This window comes from Collinsella sp. WCA1-178-WT-3 (M1) (assembly GCF_009696325.1).
Classification (GTDB): Bacteria; Actinomycetota; Coriobacteriia; order Coriobacteriales; family Coriobacteriaceae; genus Collinsella.
Genome location: NZ_VUME01000001.1, coordinates 161,705 through 180,173, shown reverse-complemented (window position 1 = coordinate 180,173; position 18,469 = coordinate 161,705). Strand labels below are relative to the sequence as shown.

16 protein-coding genes are annotated in these 18,469 nt (G+C 58.6%); 2 read left to right on the top strand and 14 right to left on the bottom strand.

Translation table 11 applies throughout. The features are described from left to right. Window positions 1-47 precede the first annotated feature (47 nt). The 3 genes from FYJ40_RS00800 to FYJ40_RS00790 all read right to left on the bottom strand — a co-directional run bounded on the left by FYJ40_RS00800 (window position 48) and on the right by FYJ40_RS00790 (window position 3,958). Entirely contained in the window at window positions 48-626 is a 579-nt protein-coding gene (locus FYJ40_RS00800) for a methylated-DNA--[protein]-cysteine S-methyltransferase (RefSeq protein WP_370450542.1), read from the bottom strand. A gap of 696 nt (window positions 627-1,322) precedes the next feature. Further along, window positions 1,323-2,348: an aspartate-semialdehyde dehydrogenase gene (locus FYJ40_RS00795; RefSeq protein ID WP_154514908.1), complete on the bottom strand. Its 1,026-nt coding sequence runs from the start codon at window positions 2,346-2,348 to the stop codon at window positions 1,323-1,325. 221 nt (window positions 2,349-2,569) lie between these two features. Further along, the gene (locus FYJ40_RS00790) at window positions 2,570-3,958 is read right to left on the bottom strand and encodes an aspartate kinase (RefSeq protein ID WP_154514910.1); all 1,389 of its coding nucleotides are present in this window, start codon (window positions 3,956-3,958) and stop codon (window positions 2,570-2,572) included. 103 nt (window positions 3,959-4,061) lie between these two features. Here FYJ40_RS00790 and thrC point away from each other — a divergent pair, with 103 nt between their 5' ends. After that, window positions 4,062-5,579, top strand: a complete 1,518-nt coding sequence (gene thrC, locus FYJ40_RS00785; RefSeq protein ID WP_154514912.1) for a threonine synthase — start codon at window positions 4,062-4,064, stop codon at window positions 5,577-5,579. Between the two features lie 203 nt (window positions 5,580-5,782). Next, window positions 5,783-6,664, top strand: a complete 882-nt coding sequence (gene thrB, locus FYJ40_RS00780) for a homoserine kinase (RefSeq protein ID WP_154514914.1) — start codon at window positions 5,783-5,785, stop codon at window positions 6,662-6,664. 395 nt (window positions 6,665-7,059) lie between these two features. On the opposite strand, the gene FYJ40_RS00775 is transcribed toward thrB, so the two are convergent. The 11 genes from FYJ40_RS00775 to FYJ40_RS00725 form a co-directional block, all read right to left on the bottom strand. Further along, on the bottom strand, window positions 7,060-7,692 hold the full coding sequence (locus tag FYJ40_RS00775) for a helix-turn-helix transcriptional regulator (protein WP_154514916.1): 633 nt from the start codon (window positions 7,690-7,692) through the stop codon (window positions 7,060-7,062). Window positions 7,693-7,723: 31 nt separating this feature from the next. Beyond that, on the bottom strand, window positions 7,724-8,407 hold the full coding sequence (locus tag FYJ40_RS00770; RefSeq protein WP_154514918.1) for a DUF3990 domain-containing protein: 684 nt from the start codon (window positions 8,405-8,407) through the stop codon (window positions 7,724-7,726). Window positions 8,408-8,508: 101 nt separating this feature from the next. Further along, a complete protein-coding gene (gene yihA / locus FYJ40_RS00765; RefSeq protein ID WP_154514920.1) occupies window positions 8,509-9,099 on the bottom strand; it encodes a ribosome biogenesis GTP-binding protein YihA/YsxC in 591 nt (196 codons plus the stop codon). A gap of 42 nt (window positions 9,100-9,141) precedes the next feature. Beyond that, window positions 9,142-9,879 carry a 5'-methylthioadenosine/S-adenosylhomocysteine nucleosidase gene (gene mtnN, locus FYJ40_RS00760; protein ID WP_154514922.1) on the bottom strand — a complete coding sequence of 246 codons (738 nt, stop codon included), beginning with the start codon at window positions 9,877-9,879 and terminating at the stop codon, window positions 9,142-9,144. 79 nt (window positions 9,880-9,958) lie between these two features. Continuing rightward, entirely contained in the window at window positions 9,959-11,077 is a 1,119-nt protein-coding gene (locus FYJ40_RS00755; RefSeq protein WP_195838505.1) for a serine hydrolase, read from the bottom strand. A gap of 227 nt (window positions 11,078-11,304) precedes the next feature. After that, window positions 11,305-12,123 carry a pyruvate formate-lyase-activating protein gene (gene pflA / locus FYJ40_RS00750; protein WP_154514926.1) on the bottom strand — a complete coding sequence of 273 codons (819 nt, stop codon included), beginning with the start codon at window positions 12,121-12,123 and terminating at the stop codon, window positions 11,305-11,307. 186 nt (window positions 12,124-12,309) lie between these two features. Continuing rightward, window positions 12,310-13,164, bottom strand: coding sequence for a DegV family protein (locus tag FYJ40_RS00745; protein WP_154514928.1), 855 nt, complete (start codon window positions 13,162-13,164; stop codon window positions 12,310-12,312). A 550-nt stretch (window positions 13,165-13,714) separates the two neighbouring features. Further along, a complete protein-coding gene (gene grcA3, locus FYJ40_RS00740) occupies window positions 13,715-13,966 on the bottom strand; it encodes an autonomous glycyl radical cofactor GrcA3 (protein WP_055252439.1) in 252 nt (83 codons plus the stop codon). Between the two features lie 85 nt (window positions 13,967-14,051). Further along, the gene (gene pflB / locus FYJ40_RS00735; RefSeq protein ID WP_154514930.1) at window positions 14,052-16,103 is read right to left on the bottom strand and encodes a formate C-acetyltransferase; all 2,052 of its coding nucleotides are present in this window, start codon (window positions 16,101-16,103) and stop codon (window positions 14,052-14,054) included. Between the two features lie 469 nt (window positions 16,104-16,572). Next, on the bottom strand, window positions 16,573-17,595 hold the full coding sequence (locus tag FYJ40_RS00730) for a 2-keto-3-deoxygluconate permease (RefSeq protein WP_229770602.1): 1,023 nt from the start codon (window positions 17,593-17,595) through the stop codon (window positions 16,573-16,575). Window positions 17,596-17,703: 108 nt separating this feature from the next. Continuing rightward, window positions 17,704-18,453: an SDR family NAD(P)-dependent oxidoreductase gene (locus FYJ40_RS00725; RefSeq protein ID WP_006234857.1), complete on the bottom strand. Its 750-nt coding sequence runs from the start codon at window positions 18,451-18,453 to the stop codon at window positions 17,704-17,706. Between the last annotated feature and the right edge of the window lie 16 nt (window positions 18,454-18,469).

Below are 18,469 nucleotides of genomic sequence, written 5' to 3'. Positions count from 1 at the left end.
GTGTCCCGTTCTTTCACGGCATCTTGGCTATGCAAAGTGTTCGAGCGCTAGTCCTCGTACGCGCCCTCAAGCCGAAGCAGCCACTCCTTGCGATCGAGCCCGCCGGCATATCCGTTAAGCGCGCCGTCGGCGGCAACCACGCGATGGCACGGCACGATAATCGAAATAGGGTTGCGAGCGACCGCAGCCCCCACCGCACGAGGAGACATAACGGGGTCCTCGTTCCCCGGCACCCGATGGCGGGCGGCGACACGAGCCGCAATCTCGCCATACGTGGCGACCTCGCCACGCGGAATAGAAAGCAGCTCAAACCAGACTTCACGCTGAAACGCCGTACCGATCATATGCAACGGCGGCGTATACCGAGGCTCCTGCCCTGCAAAATAAGCATTCAGCCAAGCCCACGAACGCTCAAGCACCGAAGAAGCCGTACCATGAGCCGGACTCGCCGACGACATGCCACCAGCACCGGAAACCGCATCGGCCCCTTCAACATGTTCGGAGTCTTCCCGGAGAAGCGTGGAGCCAAAGTGCTCCTGCCCCTCAAACCAAAGCCCCGTCAGGCCGCGGCCATCAGCGGCAAGCAGGATTTCGCCCAAAGGCGAAGCAAACGTCGTCGTGACCACCAGCGGCTCCTTTCAAAACTCCGCACTATAATACCGCGAATTGTGCAGACAACCTGTCTGATACGCCCGGGCAGGAACGCAATTGCTTAAGCGAGGCCACTTTCCCCAATCAAGAGAAGAAGACGCGGGGCTTCGACGCCAGAGCGGTACCCATGCCAGCTGAGCTCTAATACTTTTCCCGAGAAGTGAACGAGTAAAAACGAGGCCCCGAAGCATCCACACCTTTAGACCGTAAAACCGCAGGATTCGCGCAGCAAAACCGCAGGAAATAGCGGTCAAAATATGCCAATGCTTCGGGGGTCCAAAATAGGTCGTTCACTTCTCGGGAAAAGTATTCAACTTCAATTCACCCCAACCCCAAAGTCACCTCAGGCAGCAGGCGCGAAGCGCCGCAGCTGCCGTCACGGACCCGCAGTCCCCAAAGGAGGCAGGCGCAAAGCGCCGAGGCCGCCGCCGGGACCAGGGCCCGCAACGGCCACGTGCCCTCACATCAGCCCAGCGGCCCCAACCAACAACGGCCCCATCGCAGGCCGCTCGCAGCCGAGTCACTGCAGGCGGGGCCGGGCTCAGCTTTCAGAACACTCCGCAGACCAGTGCGGCGCCTTGTCCGCGGCTCCGAAGGAGCAGGACAAGGCGCCGCACATGGTCGAGGACGTTCTGAAAGCTAAGCCCGGCCACCGCCGGACAGTTCCACCGCTACTCGCAGAGCAGCTTGGCGATCTGGACGGCGTTGGTTGCCGCGCCCTTACGGATTTGGTCGCCACAGCACCAGAAGGTGATGCCACGCGCGGCCTCGGGGTTCGAGATGTCGCGGCGCACGCGACCGACCCAAATCAGGTCCTGGTCGGAGGTGTCCATCGGCATGGGGAATCGGTCGTGCGCATCCTCGGCGCCCAAGTCGTCGACCAGCTTGACACCCGGGGCAGAAGCCAGCGCAGCACGGGCTTCCTCGACCGTAATGTCGCGCTCAAACTCGAGCGTAATGCTCTCGGAGTGCGAGCGCAGCACAGGCACGCGCACACAAGTGCAGTTCACGCGCAGCTCGGGCAGGTGCATAATCTTGCGACCCTCGTTTTGCAACTTCATCTCCTCGGAGGTAAAGCCCTCCTCCTTGACGCCGCCAATCTGCGGAATCAGGTTGCTCGCCAACTGGGCGGCAAATGCGCGCGGCTCGGGAATCTCCTCGCCACGACCCAGGGCGGCCAGCTGGGCCTCGAGCTCGGCCATACCGGGAGCACCAGCGCCCGAAGCCGCCTGGTACGTCGAGACGATCATGCGCTTCACGCCGGCGAGCTTGTGCAGCGGCCAGGTGGGAACCAGGCCGATGATAGTTGCACAGTTAGGGTTAGCGATAAGGCCGTGATGCCACTTGATGTCGTCGGCATTGATCTCGGGCACGACGAGCGGCACCTCGGGATCCATGCGGAAGGCGTGGCTGTTGTCGACCACGACGGCGCCACGCTTGACGGCCTCGGGCAGCAGCTCCTTGGCGATATCGTCGCCGGCAGCGCCGAGTACGATGTCGCAGCCCTCAAAGGCCTCGGGGCAAGCCTCCTCAATAACAACCTGCTCGCCGCGGAACTCGACGGTCTTGCCCGCAGAGCGCGCGCTCGCCAGCAGCTTGAGCTTGCCAACCGGAAACTCCTGCTCGTTGAGGCACTCGAGCATCTGGGTGCCCACGGCCCCCGTCGCGCCCAAAATAGCAACCGTGTACTGTTTCATGCTTCCCCCTTTGAAGGTTGTGGCTTTTGCCCGCACGCCAAGCAGGCAGGATATTCTTGCCCAGTGTATACAAGAACGGGGCGGACACGAAACCCACCCCGTCGAAACGAAACCGAAACGAAACGCCCCGCGCTAGATTTTTTGGAACATGCCTCAAAAACCCACTCATGCGCCAAAAGGTAGATTTCTAGACATATCCCAAAAATCTACCGGGATGGTCGCTATTTGTGGAGGGCAGCCAGGGCGGGTTCAATCGGTGCAGGAGCCTCCAGATCGGAGACCTTCACAATGCCGTTCTCGTCGGAGAAGGCACGGTAAATGGTCTGAATCGCCAGGTCGAAGTCCTTATCCTCGACACCGATAATGATGTTGATCTCGTCGCAGCTCTGCGAAATCATGCGCACGCTCACGCCAGCCTGGCCGAGCATGCCAAACAGGTGGCCAGAAATACCTGCGCGGCCGCGCAGGTTACGGCCGACGGTCGCGATGAGCGCCAGGCCCTCGACAACCTCAATCTCGAGCGGCTCAACCTCCTGCTGGATGTCGCCCACGAGCGAGTACAGCGAATCGTGCACATCCTGCTCCTGTACCACGGCGCCAAAGCGGTCGACGCCGGTGGGCATGTGCTCGACGGAAACGTCATAGCGCTCGAAGACCGAAAGTGCACGGCGCATAAAGCCGACGCGGGGCTTGGTGCGATCGCGGGCCACGTTGATGGCGACAAAACCGCGCTTGCCGGTCACGCCGGTAATGATGGGCTCCGCCTCGCCCTCATCAGCCGTCTCGCTAATGATGGTGCCGGGGTCCTGCGGCGCATTGGTGTTCTTGATGACCAGCGGAATACCCGCCTCGCGCACGGGGAACACGGCCTCCTCGTGAAGGACGCTTGCGCCCATGTACGAAAGCTCGCGCAGTTCCTCGTAGGTAACGCGCGCAATGGGCTGAGCCTCGGGAACAATACGCGGATCGGCAGAGTAGAAGCCCGAGACGTCGGTCCAGTTCTCGTAAAGGTCGGCGTCCAGACACTTGGCCAGAATCGAGCCCGAGATATCGCCGCCGCCACGATCGAGCAGCTTAATCTGGCCCTCACGCGTCGCGCCGTAGAAACCGGGCATAACAAAGCCGCCCTGCTGACCGTACTCCTGCACCAGCTCGGAGGTGCGGTTCATGCTGAGCGTACCGTCGTGATGGAACGCCACAACCGTCGCGGCGTCCAGGAACGGCAGGCCCAGGTACTCGGCCATCAGGCGAGCGGTGAAGTACTCGCCGCGGCTCACAAGCTCCTCGGTGGAGTAGCCGCCCGAGCGGGCGCGCTCGGCAAAGGCCGCGAACTCCTCACGGATGGGATAGGTGAGCTCCAGCTCGTCAGCGATATCAAAATAGCGCTGGCCAATGTCCTCGAGCAGCTCCTCACACGACACGTGATACTTAACGTGCGCGTTAACCAGGTAGAGCAGGTCGGTCACCTTGGTGTCGCCCTTAAAGCGGCGACCGCAGGCGGAAACCACCACAAAACGGCGGGCCGGGTCGGCATCGACGATGGCCTTGATCTTCTTAAAGTGTTCGGCGTCGGCGACCGACGAGCCGCCAAACTTGGCAATCTTAATCATGGGCTGGAGGTTACCTTTCTAAAAGCCTCTGCGAACCTATTTTGCGCGCTCTGATACCATGGTTTCACCGATTGGGACCAAGGCATCCGAGGAGCAGTGTTATATGGGAACTTATCATAGTACACGAGGACGCACTTTATCGTGCTCAAGTAAGGTGGCAATCCGCACCGGCATCGCTCCCGACGGGGGTTTGTTTGTCTCGGACGAGCTCGGCACCCAGCAGGTCGATATCAGCTCGCTTGCAGATAAATCGTACTTTGAAATCGCTCAAGATGTGTTGGGAATGTTACTGAATGATTACACGGGCGAAGAAATTTCGGCCTGTGTGAATGAGGCATATCGCGGCACGTTCGCGAGTGAAGAGGTTACGCCGCTCGTCAAACTCGACGCTGCGCCGGGCGCTGACGCCCCTCAGACCTATGTGATGGAGCTCTTTGGCGGCCCCACGAGTGCCTTTAAGGACGTCGCCCTGCAGATGCTCCCCCGCCTCATGGCCCGCACTTCCGCCAAGGACGGCGGCGCCGAGCGCATCATGATCGTCACCGCCACGTCGGGCGACACCGGCAAGGCCGCACTCGCCGGTTTTGCCGACGCTCCGGGCACGGGCATCACCGTCTTTTATCCCGAAGGCAAAGTCAGCCGCGTGCAGAATCTGCAGATGTCCACACAGGAAGGCGATAACGTCGCCGTCTGCGGCATTCGCGGCAACTTCGACGATGCCCAGAGTGCCGTCAAGCGCATCTTTGCCGATAAGGAGCTTGCCGAGCGCTTGGAGGCCGCCGGAACGGTGCTCTCGAGTGCCAACTCCATCAACGTCGGCCGTCTGGTGCCGCAGGTCGTCTACTACTTTGCCGCCTATGCGCAGCTGTTGCGCGCCGGCGCCATCGAGGCCGGCGACGCCGTGGAGTTCTGCGTACCGACCGGCAACTTTGGCGATATCCTGGCCGGCTACTATGCCAAGCGCATGGGTTTGCCCGTCGCCAAGCTCATTGTCGCGAGCGACAAGAACAACGTGCTGGCTGACTTCCTGACCACCGGCGTCTACGACCGCAACCGTCCGTTCTTCACGACCATCTCGCCGTCGATGGACATCCTCATCAGCTCCAACCTGGAACGCATGCTCTACTTCCTGTCCGATGGCGACTGCGAGCTTGTTGCCGGCCTTATGGAGCTGCTGGCAAAGACTGGTCACTATGAGGTTCCCGCCGACCTGCTGGCAAAGATTCAGAGCGTCTTTGGCTGCGGCTGGGCCAGCGAGGACGAGGTGCGCGCTGCCATCAAGAGCTGCTGGGATGCGAACGGCTACGTGATCGACCCGCACACCGCTTGCGGCTATCACGTCTTTGAAAAGGTCGCTCCCGCCGAGGGCGCCAAGGCCCGTGTGCTGCTTTCGACCGCCAGCCCCTACAAGTTCCCGCGTGCCTGCTGCGACGCTCTGGGTCTCAACGTTCCCGAGGACGACTTTGAGGCCATGCGCGTGCTCGAGCAGGCCACCAATACGGCCGCACCGGCACAGCTCGCCGAGCTCGAGTCCAAACCTGTCCGCTTCGAAGACGTCTGCGACGTCGATGAGATGGCAAGCTACGTCGAGTCTGCAGCAAAAAAGATGTCTACCAACTAAACCCCTCATTAGGCGCCGGCGAAAGCCGGCGCGCCTTCTTTTATCAGATAACCCCCGGGATGATGACGAACGCCCACAGCGTGCCTGGCTGTTTAGTTCGTCGCGAGTTCCGCACGCAAAGGAAAGCACTTAATGTGCTTTCCGTCTTGCGCAGGACTGCCCGAGCAGCGAACTAAACAGCCAGGCACGCCAGGAGGACCCACATGATCAAAATCACCGTCCCAGCAACCAGCGCCAACCTAGGCATCGGCTACGACACCCTCGGCATGGCCGTCAGCCTCTACTCGCACTTCACCTTTGAGCGCGCTGACAAGCTCACCATCACGGGCTGCCCCGAGGAGTTCCAAAACGAGAACAACCTGGTCTACGTCAGCTTTGTCGATGCGCTGGCCGCATGGGGCGAGCCGGCCTTTCCCGTTGCCATCGACATTCAAACCGATGTACCCGTCGCTCGCGGCCTGGGTTCCAGCTCCACTTGCGTCGTCGCTGGCATTATGGCCGCCGCCGCACTGACAGGCCACACCGTCGACCGCGCTGAGCTCGTCCGCATTGCCACCGAGGTCGAGGGCCATCCCGATAACGTCGCTCCCGCCATCCTGGGCGGCGCCGTCTGCTCCTTTACGCCGACCGATTCGCTCCCCCAGTGCCTGCGCTACGAGGTGAGCGATCGCTTGCGTTTTATTACCGTGATTCCGCCCTACGAGGTTCACACGAGCGAGGCGCGCAAGGTCGTGCCGCAGGAGATTCCGCTCTCCACCGCCGTATGGCAAATGGGCCGTATCGCCGGCATGACACGAGGCCTGGAGGCCGGCGACCTCGACCTGATTGCCGCCGCCAATGACGACCGCATCCAGGAGCCCTATCGTCGTCGCCTGATTCCCGACTACAACGCTGTGCGCGACACCTGCCTTAACGGCGGCGCCAAGACCATCTGGATCAGCGGTTCGGGCTCTACCCTTATGGCTGTGACCGACGACACCATCGTGGCAAAATTCCTGCAGGTCAAGCTGCGTGAGCAGTTCCCCAAGTGTGAGACGCACATTCTGACGTGCGACACCGAGGGCGCTCAAATCGAGTACCTGTAGCGCCCTGTCTCATTGCTCTCACCGGTCTCCTTGGGGCTTCCCCTGAAAACGTCCTCGATCATGAATTGCCCCGTCGTGCGCTTCGCGCGACGGGGCAATTCGATCTGCGGATTGTTTTCAGGGGAAGCCCCAAGGAGACCTACGCGACCTCGACAGGATAATCGCATTCGCTGATTTAATATTGCGCTCCTTCGGAGCTGCGGATAAGCGGGCCTCGTGCTGCGGAATGTTTTTAAGGGGATGCCCCCGGGTGGCCCTATGGCAACGTGGCTAGCGATGTCTATAGGGACCCACGCTTTGAAGGGGCGTCGGGCTGAAATTATGGCCCTTTATTGATAGGGGCTCTTGCTAGGCTGGAGCACTTACTAGTGACAGGCTTCGACTATGTGCTTGGTTTACGCCGCACTGGGTTCCTTGTATTCGAAGACTGGTTCTAGAAGGTCTTCGATGTTGCAGTGGAGGGCTTTTGCTATGGCTCTTACGCTTGTTACCGAAGCTTCATTGATGTTTCTCTGGCGCTGCTCGTACATTTGGATTGAGCGGAGTGACACACCCGATTCGTATGCTAGGTCTTGTTGGGTTTTCTTAAGCTTCTTTCTTGCTAACGCAAGTTTGGTTTGCCTGGACGCTTTTTTCGCCATATCGCAGACGAGGCGGACCACTCGTTCCTCCGAGGCTTCGTGCCAGGGGTAATACAGACTGCGCAGCACATCAAATGGAACGACATGCAGCAAATCTTCGAAAGACTCTCCTAGGCGCCACTGCAGGTATGCCAGCATCCAGCCCGCCCAATATTCCGGCGTCTTCTCAAATCGATAGGTGCAGTCCGGTATAGACCTGTTTTGATAGCCCGACCTTTCAGCGATAAGCGCGAACAGCTCAACACCCGATTTTCCCGACACGACCCATGCGTTGCCGCGTTCAAACTCGCGAGCAACCCCGCTCAGGCAAAAGAGTTCAGCAACTTCAGATCCTTCTGCTCCATAGTCATTGACGGCATAGTCGAAGCAGTCGCCGAGGTTGTTCATTGCGTCCTCGAGGTAGTAGACGGGATATGTCCTACTCAGTCCACGATCTGTTAACTCTTGGATCATTTAAATCAACCCTCCCTGCCATTAAATCCCTAATGTCGATGCCTTCGGAATCGAACCCATTGACCGTATCCAAGTATTTGCGTCGTGCATTCTGCTCTCGCTCAAAACGCTTGGGATAAAACTCAGACCCCGAAGCCCGCTTCCAATCGCAGAATCTAATCATCGAAAATGCGCACTCGCTCATAAGGGCATATTGGATACCCAAATCGCCCAAGCACATGATACGTTGCAGCTGTCTGAGCGATATCATGCCGCTGACAAACTGTCTTGCAAACGAAAAATAGGAGTCGTCAGCACGATAGCCTCGAATAACGTCATAAGGAGATGTATCAATTAAGCAGTTATCAAGTAGATAGCGAAGCCCTTCACGCGCCAATGGCGTCGAAACATTGAACTCTCTGTTATTCGCCAGAATTGCAAGCCAATTGAGGATTGAAAACTCCCCAGACTCCAAATCCAAGACCGAAAGGCCATCTAAATCAAGCTCATATCGATTGACAACGCCATCAGACTCGGTCCGGCATGCCCATTCCATCGCCATTTCCTCATGTGACGCGCAATAAAACCCGCGCCCATAGTCATTGAATTGTCTGCATTTATCCAACGACGGACGTTCGACAACAACCTCCGACCCGTGCCAAAGCTCCATATCGACCTCCGAATAAAAATATCACCCCAGTGATAGTGTACCAACAACTATCACTGGGGTGATATAGATAGATGCAAACTATTGTCTGCCAAGAGCCCCTACTAGAGGCAGGCCTCGGCAATGCGGCGCTTGAGCTCGTCGATGCCGGTGCCGGTCTGGGAGCTTGTGATGATTACGTTTTCGGCCGGGACGTTGAGTTGCTTTTTGATGGCTGCCGCTTGGCGTGCCTGCTGGGTGCGGCTGAGCTTGTCGGCCTTGGTGAGGCAGACGATAAAGTTGAACTCGTTGCCCTGCAGGTAGTCGATCATGTCATGGTCGAGCTTGCTGGGGTCATGGCGAATGTCCACCAGCGACACAACCAGGTTAAAGCTGCGATCGGAGTCGAAGAAGTCGCCGATGAGCTCGGCCCAGCGGTCGCGCTCGGCCTTGGAACGACGGGCGAAACCGTAGCCCGGCAGGTCCACAAAGTGCACGTCGTCGGCCTCGAAGAAATTGATATTGCTCGTCTTGCCCGGCGTGCTCGAAACCTTGACCAGGTTCTTGCGGCCAAAGAGCTTGTTCATGATGGACGACTTGCCCACATTGGAGCGGCCCACAAAGCTCACCTCGGGACAGGTGGACTCGGGGATCTGCGAAACCTTGCCGTAGCTGGCGACGAACTTGGCAAGCTGGTAGTTAATGGAATCGGCCATGGATACTCCTTGGTCGTAGGTTCTTACAATAGGGATGCACGATTACGCAGCGGCGATGCAGCGGACGATATCGAGTGTAATGCCGCTCGCGGTGCGGGCGTACTCGTCCAAATCGAACTCTCGCTCGCAAAACGCGTCATATGCCTCGTCACAATTATCGCTGATAGCACGCAGCACCAGACAATCGACACCGTTCTTGGCTGCAATATGGGCAATCGCAGCACCTTCCATCTCAACGCAATCGGCATGCGTCGCCTCGATGGCGGCGGTGCGCATGGCGTCGCCCGTTACAAAGCGGTCGCCTGTAGCGATAGTGCCAACCAGGAACTGTTTAGGGTCCTTCTCCGCAGCGGAATCAGAAGCGTAAGCATCGATAAACCCATGTTCGGCAAGCACGGTGGTGGCGATGTCAACCAGAGCCGGTGTCGAGGCAAACTCCTCAAGCTCCGGCGCCGACTCGGCGATGAGCGCCGTGTCGGTATCCAGATAGCGCAGGCACTTGCCAATAACCACGTCATTGATATGGAGTTTGGAGTTTAAGCCACCCGCAATGCCCGAAAACACAACGGCCTGCGGAGCATATCTGCTGATGAGATGCTGTGTTGCACCAGCGGCGTTTACGGTTCCCATGCCAGCGGTCGTGGCGACCACCGACAGACCGTTGAGCTCGCCGCTTACAACGCTCAAGCCCGCCTCTTGCGACACACGGGCGCCGTTCAGTTCTTCTTTAATCTGCGCAACCTCTTTTTCGAGTGCACCGATGATTGCGATGGTAGGCATACCATCCCCCAAACCTGTGAAAACTGTTTATCCACGGTATGGTACCAGCATTTTGACTCAACCGCGCAATACGAAGCCGTTAGGCCAGCGCAGCGCGGGTATCGTAGAGCGCCTTGGCGATGGCGGCCACGGCCTCACTCGAACGGTCACTCCACGGCATCGACGTCATGATGCTCATAATGTAGGTGTCGCCATCGACATCGATGAGGCCAGCATCGCACGTCGCATTGCAACCTGCCTCGCTGATCCAACCGGCTTTGTTACGCACCATGGCATGGTCGTCCGCAATGCCGTCACGGATAAAGGACCGGGTCGTAGAGGCCAGAAGGCCCGACAGCCATTGCGACGTCTCGCTCTCGCGGCTCAAATACTCGCTCATCTCGCGCCACAACTTGACCGAGGTGCGCGGGCAGTAGGTTGGGAAATCGCTCATCGAATCGAGTGCGACCTCGTCTTCGACGCCGAGTGCGGCAATCCAATCCTCGTAGCCATCTTGATCAAACGTTGCACGCAACGCGACAAACGAGTCGTTATCCGAGTTGACGACCGAGGTCTCGATCAGGTCGCGAACCGTCAGCCAACCCATACTGTAGCCGCCATAGGTGCCCAGAGTATCATCGAGCGATACTTGCCCTGTCTCGACCAGTAACTCGCAGACGTAGAGTACATAGAGCGCCTTGTAGCTGCTCGCACCGTACACCTCGGCGTCCGCGTTATACGTCACGCCCTTGCCGCTCGACAGATTGTAAAACACCACGCCCACGTCGCCCAATTCCTGGGCCTGATCAAGGGTATCTTGGAGCGCGGCGAGGCTCTCATCCTCCAGGACGGGGATCTGGTCATCAACCAGTGAGAAGGTCTGCACGGTATCGCCTGAGGGAATATCGTTAAAGTCCGCCTTCGAAAGCCTCGTCTTGAGGCTCGCTGTCGACAGGGTTTGACTTGCGGTGGCTTTAGATTTAGAGACCTTTTTGTTTTGCGTCTGTACCGTTGACGCATCTGAGTGTGCCGTTCGCTCCGACGCGTAGGTTTTAGCGGTAATTCCGAGGATAATAACCGCCAACGTTAGCATCCCCATGGCGGCAATCTTCATCACGCGGATGCGAGCGTCGGCAAGGCCACGCGAAGACGTGCCCTTCGTCTCATATCTGCTGCTATGCTGCGGCACATGCTCGTCCCGCGATGCGTCGTTTCGCACGTGGTCTCCTGGCTGCTCCCGTTCATATACGAGCAGCATAATACCGAGCAGGCATTTCTTTCCAAAGATATTCAGAAGCGTTTAAGGTGTCTTTAAAGAAACCACAAGCGTATTTATCCAAATGGCACGATTCTGTTGCACATCTCACCGCAACCCAGAGAGCAGTCTTTTTAGGACGGGGCTCTTTTAGCTACTTCTCCACCCTACCGGCCCCAAATGAGCTACCCCTAGCCGATAGCGTTTTTGAGTTCCGCGCGGCGCTTTTTCATGCCCGTCATGACGGCGTTGCGCAGCTCGGGCATGCGCGCGGTATCCATCTGTGGAACGCCCTCGAGCTTATAGGGAATCCCCAGCTGCTCATACTTGACGACGCCCATCGTGTGATACGGCAGCATTTCCAGGCCCACCACGTTATGCCACGGGGCAATCAGACGACCGAGTGCCTCGCACTCCTCTGCCGTGTCGGTAATGCCCGGTACTACCACGTGACGGATAACGACCTTGATCCTGCGACGCGCCAGCTCATCGCCAAACGCCAGGATGCGCGCAGGATCGCAACCGGTCAGCTTTTTATGCTCGACGGGATCGGCGTGTTTAATGTCGAACAGCACCATATCGGTCTCGTTGAGTACGGCATCGAACTTCTCGGGATGCGCGGGGTCGAACGCATAGCCGCAACTATCCAAGCAGGTATGTACGCGACCATCGGGGTTGTTGTGCATTGCGCGGAACAGGTCGGCCAAGAACTCAGGCTGCAGGAGCGGCTCGCCGCCGGATACCGTAATACCACCGCTGCGGTAAAACTCATGGTTGCTCTGGAACTCGTCTATCAGGTGCTCGACGGTCACCATGGTGCCGCCGTTAACCGACCAGGTATCGGGGTTGTGGCAATACGCACAGCGCATGGGGCAGCCCTGAACAAACACCACAAAGCGGATGCCGGGTCCATCGACCGTTCCCATCGTCTCGATCGAATGCACGCGGCCCAGGGCAAACGCGGAGTCCTCAGGACGAGCGTCCATACCCTCGAGCTTCATCTCAGCCATTCCCGCTACCTTGCCTCTCATTGGTTTTAGCTACATAAATGCCAGAGTCATTCTAGCCTATATGCTTGATGGCGAAACGGTTTAGCGGTCAATTGGATTGTCCTATTTGGCCCCATGCAAAAGCGGCGGGAAGGTTGTCGCAACCCGCCCGCCGCCGAGGCAATAGAAATCGATAGACGCCAGGCGTTACGCCTTGAGCGTGAGCACCGCGCCGAAGGCGGTCGGGCCGCAATGGCTCGAGATGACGCCGCCGACCTGAGTCCAGGTAACGTCCCTAAAGCCCAGGTCGTGCGCATAGACTTCCATGTCGTCGCGCAGCTCCTCGGAAAGGCCTACCGAATACGCCAGGCCAATGTGCGAGTAGTCAATTTCGCCCTTCGCAACCATGTGGTCAATAAAGGCGCGGGCGCACTTGAGCATAGAGCCGCGGAACTTCTTGGTCGCCACGAACTTGCCGCCCGTTACCTCAATGCAGGGCTTAATCTTGAGCAGATGGGCGCCTAGGAACGCGACGTTGGACAAGCGACCGCCCGCCTTAAGGAAGGCAAGGTCGGTAGGAACAAAGCCCAGCAACACGCGGTCCATAACGGAGCTCGCGAAGGCGAAGATCTCGTCGACGGTGGCATCGGGATGAGCCTCGATGTATTTGGCGGTCTCGACGACAACAAGCGACTGGCCCACCGAGACAAAACGCGTGTCCATGGAGAACACGTAGTCGCGCCCCTCTGCCGCGATCTTCGAGGACTGATGCGAACAGGTCGTGGCCTCGGAATACGCAAGATGCAAAATGGTCGCGTCGGGCTGTTCGGCGTGAATGCGGTCGTACACGCGAGAGAAATCTGCCGGCGCGCAGCCGCTGGTCTTGGGCATCACGCCAAACTCGTTGCAGCGCGAATAGATCTCGAGCGGATCGATCGAGCCGTCCTCGACGGTCTCGTCACCAATCGTGACATGCATGGGCACACGCACGATGCCGTAGCGTTCGCAGAGCTCTGGCGTCACATCCGAACCAGATTCAACCACGATTACGTACTTGCCCATTCTTATCACGACCCATCTCGACGTTGACTTTTTAATATGTGACGCACGTCCGCCGTCCTGCTACAGAACGGCCTCCAAGTGCCAAAGAGACGCCGTCCCTTGCACACAACAAAGGACAGCGTCTCCCTGGAAAACTCCGTTCTTACGTGAGATTTTACACGGTTTATTACTAAGTGTTACTTACTCCGCAAACGGTAGCTATACGCGATAAACGGTAGCAGGTAAGTATCCAGAACGCTCAACCCATTAGGAGAGTTCCGCCTAAAGGGTGACTACACAGGACCCCCGCCGGGGCTGTTTGGGCTACCCCCCAAAACATTCCGCAGGACGCAAGAAGCCCTCGCCGCACGAAGTGCACAGCGAGGGCTTCTTGCATGTCCGAGGACACCAATTAAATTTAGCGTGGTTCCCTAAAGTGCGATAACGCAGGAGACCCGGCAAGGCCGGGAGCACTTTGCCTCGAAAACATTCCGCAGCCGCGAAGCGGCGAGGACGTTTGAGAGGCAAAGTGCGTAGGCCTTACCGGGTCTCCGGTGGGAGTTGAGTCCCTTTAGAACTTGTTGTGGAAGGTACGCGAAATGACCTCGTCCTGCTGCTCCTTGGTGAGCGTGTGGAAGTTCACGGCATAGCCGGAAACGCGGATGGTCAGCTGCGGGTACTTCTCGGGGTGAGCCTGAGCGTCGAGCAGCGTCTCACGGTTGAAGACGTTGATGTTCAGGTGGTGGCCACCCTTCTCGGCGTAAGCGTCGAGCATGTGGACCAAGTTATCGGCCTGAGTCTCGGAAACTTCAGAAACCTTCATAATGTGTCTCCTTCAATCGATCGGCGCCGGCCGAAACCGGCGCACTAATCAGTAATCGTTATTGTTAGTATAGCACTAACAATAGTTACTCGCCCAGCTGATCAAGGTCGATATCACCAAAGAACACCTGGTCCTCCTTGCCGAGCGCGCCCGGGATGATGGAGAAGGTGTTGGAGATGCCGTCCTGGGCATCGCGGAACGGGAGCTTGGAAACCGAAGACAGCGAAGCGATGGCGCCCTGGCTATCGCGCTTGTGCATGGGGTTAGCACCCGGGGCGAACGGCTGGCCAGCCTTGCGGCCGTCGGGCGTGGAGCCGGTCTTCTTACCGTACACGACGTTGGAGGTAATGGTCAGAACCGAGGTCGTGGGCACGGAGTTGCGGTAGGTGTCGTTCATGCGGATGTACTCCATGAACTGGTGCACAACGTCGTGAGCGATCTGGTCGACGCGGTCGTCGTCGTTACCGTACTTGGGGAACTCGCCCTCGGTCTCGAAGTCGACGATGATGCCGTTCTCGTCACGGACGGGGTGAACCTTGGCGTACTTGATGGCGGACAGGGAGTCAGCCACGACGGAAAGGCCAGCGATGCCCGTAGCGAACCAGCGGTGCACGTGCTTGTCGTGCAGAGCCATCTGGATGCGCTCGTAGCAATACTTGTCGTGCATGTAGTGAATGATGTTCAGCGAGTTGACGTACACGCCAGCGAGCCACTTCATCATGTCGTTGTACTTGGCCATAACGTCATCGTAATCGAGCGTGTCGCCCTCGACGGCGCGATACTTGGGGCCGACCTGCTTCTTGGAGACCTCGTCAACACCGCCGTTGAGTGCGTACAGCAGGCACTTGGCCAGGTTGGCACGAGCGCCGAAGAACTGCATCTCCTTGCCAATGCGCATGGAGGACACGCAGCAGGCGATGCCGTAGTCGTCGCCGTGGTAAACGCGCATGAGGTCGTCGTTCTCGTACTGGACCGAGGAGCTGGCGACAGAAGTCTTGGCGCAGAACTTCTTGAAGTTCTCGGGAAGACGGGTCGACCACAGAACGGTCATGTTGGGCTCGGGGCTGGTGCCCATGTTCTCGAGCGTGTGCAGGTAGCGGAAGCTCATCTTGGTAACGAGCGTACGGCCGTCAACACCCATGCCGCCGATGGACTCGGTGACCCACTGCGGATCGCCGGTAAACAGGGCCTGGTACTCGGGGGTACGGGCAAACTTGACCATGCGGAGCTTCATGATGAAGTGATCCACGAACTCCTGGATCTGCTCCTCGGTAAAGGTACCGTTGGCAAGGTCGCGCTCAGCGTAGATGTCGATGAACGTAGAGGTACGGCCGATGGACATAGCGGCGCCGTTCTGCTCCTTGACGGCAGCGAGGTAGGCGAAGTACATCCACTGGATGGCCTCCTGCGTGTTGGTAGCAGGTTTGGAAATATCGAAACCATAGGTCTCGGCCATCATCTTGAGCTCGCCGAGGGCGCGGATCTGCTCCTGCAGCTCCTCGCGATCGCGGATGTTGTCGGCGGTCATGACCGTCGGGGTGGAAGCCTTCTGGGCCTCCTTATCCTTGATCAGGTAGTCGACGCCGTACAGGGCGACACGACGGTAGTCACCGATGATGCGGCCGCGGCCATAGCCATCGGGCAGACCGGTGATGATGTGAGCCGAGCGGCAAGCACGCATCTCGGGGGTGTAGACATCGAAGACGCCGGCGTTGTGGGTCTTGCGCTCGAAGGTGTAGCGCTCGACAACGTTCTCGTCGACCTTGTAGCCGTGCTGGCTGGCAGCCTGGCAAGCGATGCGGATACCACCGTTGACGTGCAGAGCGCGCTTGAGCGGCTTGTCAGTCTGGAGGCCGACAATGGTCTCCTTCTCGCGGTGGGCGTTATCGATGTAGCCAGCGGGGTGGCTCACGATACCCGTGACAGTCTTGGTGTCCATATCGAGGACGCCGCCCTGCTCGCGCTCCTTGAGCAGCAGGTCGAGGACCTCGCCCCACAGCTCCTTGGTACGCTCGGTCGGACCGGCGAGGAACGATTCGTCGCCCTCGTAGGGGGTGTAGTTCTTCTGGATGAAGTCTCGGACGTCAACCTCTCCCGTCCAGATGCCTTCCTTGAAGCCTTCCCATGCCTCCTGCATTGTGTAACCACGCTCCTAGTTACGTATAATGCGGCGCTCTCTCACACCGCTGCTTATTGAATTCTTGAATATTCGGGTTGCATGACCGGCTTCATTCGCCTTCCATCGCGCGTTAGCACAGGAAAAAACGTTTGTCCACCTTGGAACTGCAACCCAAAACCCAAGATTTCACCCGTTTGAGAAGGATAACATAGCCACCCCCTTCATCAGGGCTGTTATATGTTTCTTTTTTTATACCATTAGGGCGTTTTTAACAAATCCGCAGGAAATGCGAGCGTGAACAACTACCGTTCACCGATTTGTTTGGTATTTTTCCTTGCCTTTGTACGACGTTCACTCTAGCTGTTATGCCAGCTTTAGCAGGGTAAAGTGCCCCAGAGACCCACAGAAACTGCAGGGCGGCCACGGGATTTCCCCCGGGGCCGCCCTGTGGCGTGGCTAGTTATTTAGCTTTGATTGCCGCTTGGCATTAGGCGGCTGCGGTGACCTTGTCGGCCGCGGCCTTTTTGCTGTCGCCGTGACCCTGGCCCTCAAAATGCTTGAAGCACCAGCTGGTGACCAGCGGGGTCAAAATGGCCGTCACGATGGCGCACGCTGCAACCTGCGCCGTAGCCGTCGCAAGCACGGCACCACCGTACATGGCCTCGTTGACGCTTGCCATGGCGGCAGGCGTGGCAACATTGGCTCCGGCGCAGCTCGAAATGGCCGCACCTGCGACACCCGTACCGCCCGTGAACTTATCGACCGCGATGACGGGAATTGCAAAGACCACCGAGCAGATCACGCCGAGCAGGATGCCGGGAAGACCGCCGTTGATGAGCTGGCCAAAGGTCATGGTCGAGCCCATGGCAAAGAAGACGAGCACGATGATGGCGGAAAGTGCCGGAGCCATCATCTTCTTAAAGCTCGGGAAGAGGTTACCCAGAATAATGCCGACGACGATCGGCAGGATGGCGCCCACGAGCGACCAGCCGATCGGAGCCTGGCCAGCAGCGCCGAGCACGATCATTGTGACCGGAGGGCCGACAACGAGTGTGGTGATGGCGACGGCGCCACGTTCGGCCTCGTTGCCCATGGTGCCCATCAGACCAGCGTACATAGCGTTGTTGGCGCCGGTGCAAGCCGCCAGCATCACCATGGCAGAGATGCCAAACAGGTTGTCGTTGAATACATAAAGGATGAGCAGCGACACGGCAACGACCACGATCTGCTTGACAGCGATGATGATGGCGCCGCGTGCAGCGGCGGCAGGAGCACTTTTAAACGAAATCGTCGTACCGACGATGAGCAAAAAAGCGCCCACGAGCGGGCTTGCACCCTGCTGGGTCATGCCAAGCGTAAAGCTGCCGAGCGTTTTGAACAGGTCGGGGAATAGCGTGTTGAGCAAGCAGCCCAGCAAAAGCGGCACCAAAATATTGGCGCCCGGGATGGAGGACATCTTAAAGAACGGCTCCTTTGCAGCCGGCGCCTCCACCGCAGTCGATTCACTCATATATATCTCCTTTGGATGCATGCGAATCGTAGCCGCACGCGCCTATGTCAGAAAGAAGGCGACAACCCCGAGTCGCCAGGGTCGCCGCCAAACGATTACCGCGGGGTATTACCCGTCCAGGACGATGCCGCCGTCGCAGTCACCGATCTCGCCGTTCACGAAGCTGGCGAGGTCGGAAGCGAAGAACAGCACCATCTGCGCAGGCTCGCTGGCCTGGGCGGCGCGACCCAGAGGAATACCGTTGATGATGCGCTGAGAGTTCTCGTCAGAAAGGATCGACGTCATGTCGGTAAGCGTGAGCGACGGGCACACAGCGTTGCAGCGGACGCCGAACTTACCGCCCTCCTTGGCGACCGCCTTGGTAAGGCCGTTGACACCGGCCTTGGAGCTCGCGTAGGCCGCGGTGCCGAGCAGGCCGCCGCCGATCTTGCCAGCAACGGAGCTCACGTTGACGATAGTGCCGGCATGTGCCGCCTTAAAGTGCGGGTACACGGCATTCATCATGGTAAAGGTGCCGTTGAGGTTGATGTCGATGGTGCGACGCCACTCGGTGTCGTCGATCTCGTCAAACTTCTTGGTGCTGATGACACCGGCGCAGTTGATCAGGATGTTGGTTTGCGGCAGGTCCGTAAAAATCTGCTCGACGGTCTCGCGCGCCTTGGGCGCATCGGCGACATCGAGCTGATAGAACTTGTTGCCCTCGCCAAGCTCGGCCACAGCCGCCTCGCCCTTAGCAGCGTTCCTTGCGATGAGCGCGACGTGTCCGCCGCCCGCAACGATACCCTTGGCAATCTCGAGGCCAATGCCCTGAGTGCCACCGGTAACGATCGCGGTTTTACCCGTGAAGTCAAATGCCATGACTCCAACCCCCTTG

Coding starts and splice junctions, on each gene's coding strand:
- FYJ40_RS00795 (WP_154514908.1), bottom strand. CDS start 2,348: ATGAAACAGTACACGGTTGCTATTTTGGGCGCGACGGGGGCCGTGGGC.
- FYJ40_RS00790 (WP_154514910.1), bottom strand. CDS start 3,958: ATGATTAAGATTGCCAAGTTTGGCGGCTCGTCGGTCGCCGACGCCGAA.
- thrC (WP_154514912.1), top strand. CDS start 4,062: ATGGGAACTTATCATAGTACACGAGGACGCACTTTATCGTGCTCAAGT.
- thrB (WP_154514914.1), top strand. CDS start 5,783: ATGATCAAAATCACCGTCCCAGCAACCAGCGCCAACCTAGGCATCGGC.
- FYJ40_RS00775 (WP_154514916.1), bottom strand. CDS start 7,692: ATGAACAACCTCGGCGACTGCTTCGACTATGCCGTCAATGACTATGGA.
- FYJ40_RS00770 (WP_154514918.1), bottom strand. CDS start 8,407: ATGGAGCTTTGGCACGGGTCGGAGGTTGTTGTCGAACGTCCGTCGTTG.
- yihA (WP_154514920.1), bottom strand. CDS start 9,099: ATGGCCGATTCCATTAACTACCAGCTTGCCAAGTTCGTCGCCAGCTAC.
- mtnN (WP_154514922.1), bottom strand. CDS start 9,879: ATGCCTACCATCGCAATCATCGGTGCACTCGAAAAAGAGGTTGCGCAG.
- pflA (WP_154514926.1), bottom strand. CDS start 12,123: ATGGCTGAGATGAAGCTCGAGGGTATGGACGCTCGTCCTGAGGACTCC.
- FYJ40_RS00745 (WP_154514928.1), bottom strand. CDS start 13,164: ATGGGCAAGTACGTAATCGTGGTTGAATCTGGTTCGGATGTGACGCCA.
- grcA3 (WP_055252439.1), bottom strand. CDS start 13,966: ATGAAGGTTTCTGAAGTTTCCGAGACTCAGGCCGATAACTTGGTCCAC.
- pflB (WP_154514930.1), bottom strand. CDS start 16,103: ATGCAGGAGGCATGGGAAGGCTTCAAGGAAGGCATCTGGACGGGAGAG.
- FYJ40_RS00730 (WP_229770602.1), bottom strand. CDS start 17,595: ATGAGTGAATCGACTGCGGTGGAGGCGCCGGCTGCAAAGGAGCCGTTC.
- FYJ40_RS00725 (WP_006234857.1), bottom strand. CDS start 18,453: ATGGCATTTGACTTCACGGGTAAAACCGCGATCGTTACCGGTGGCACT.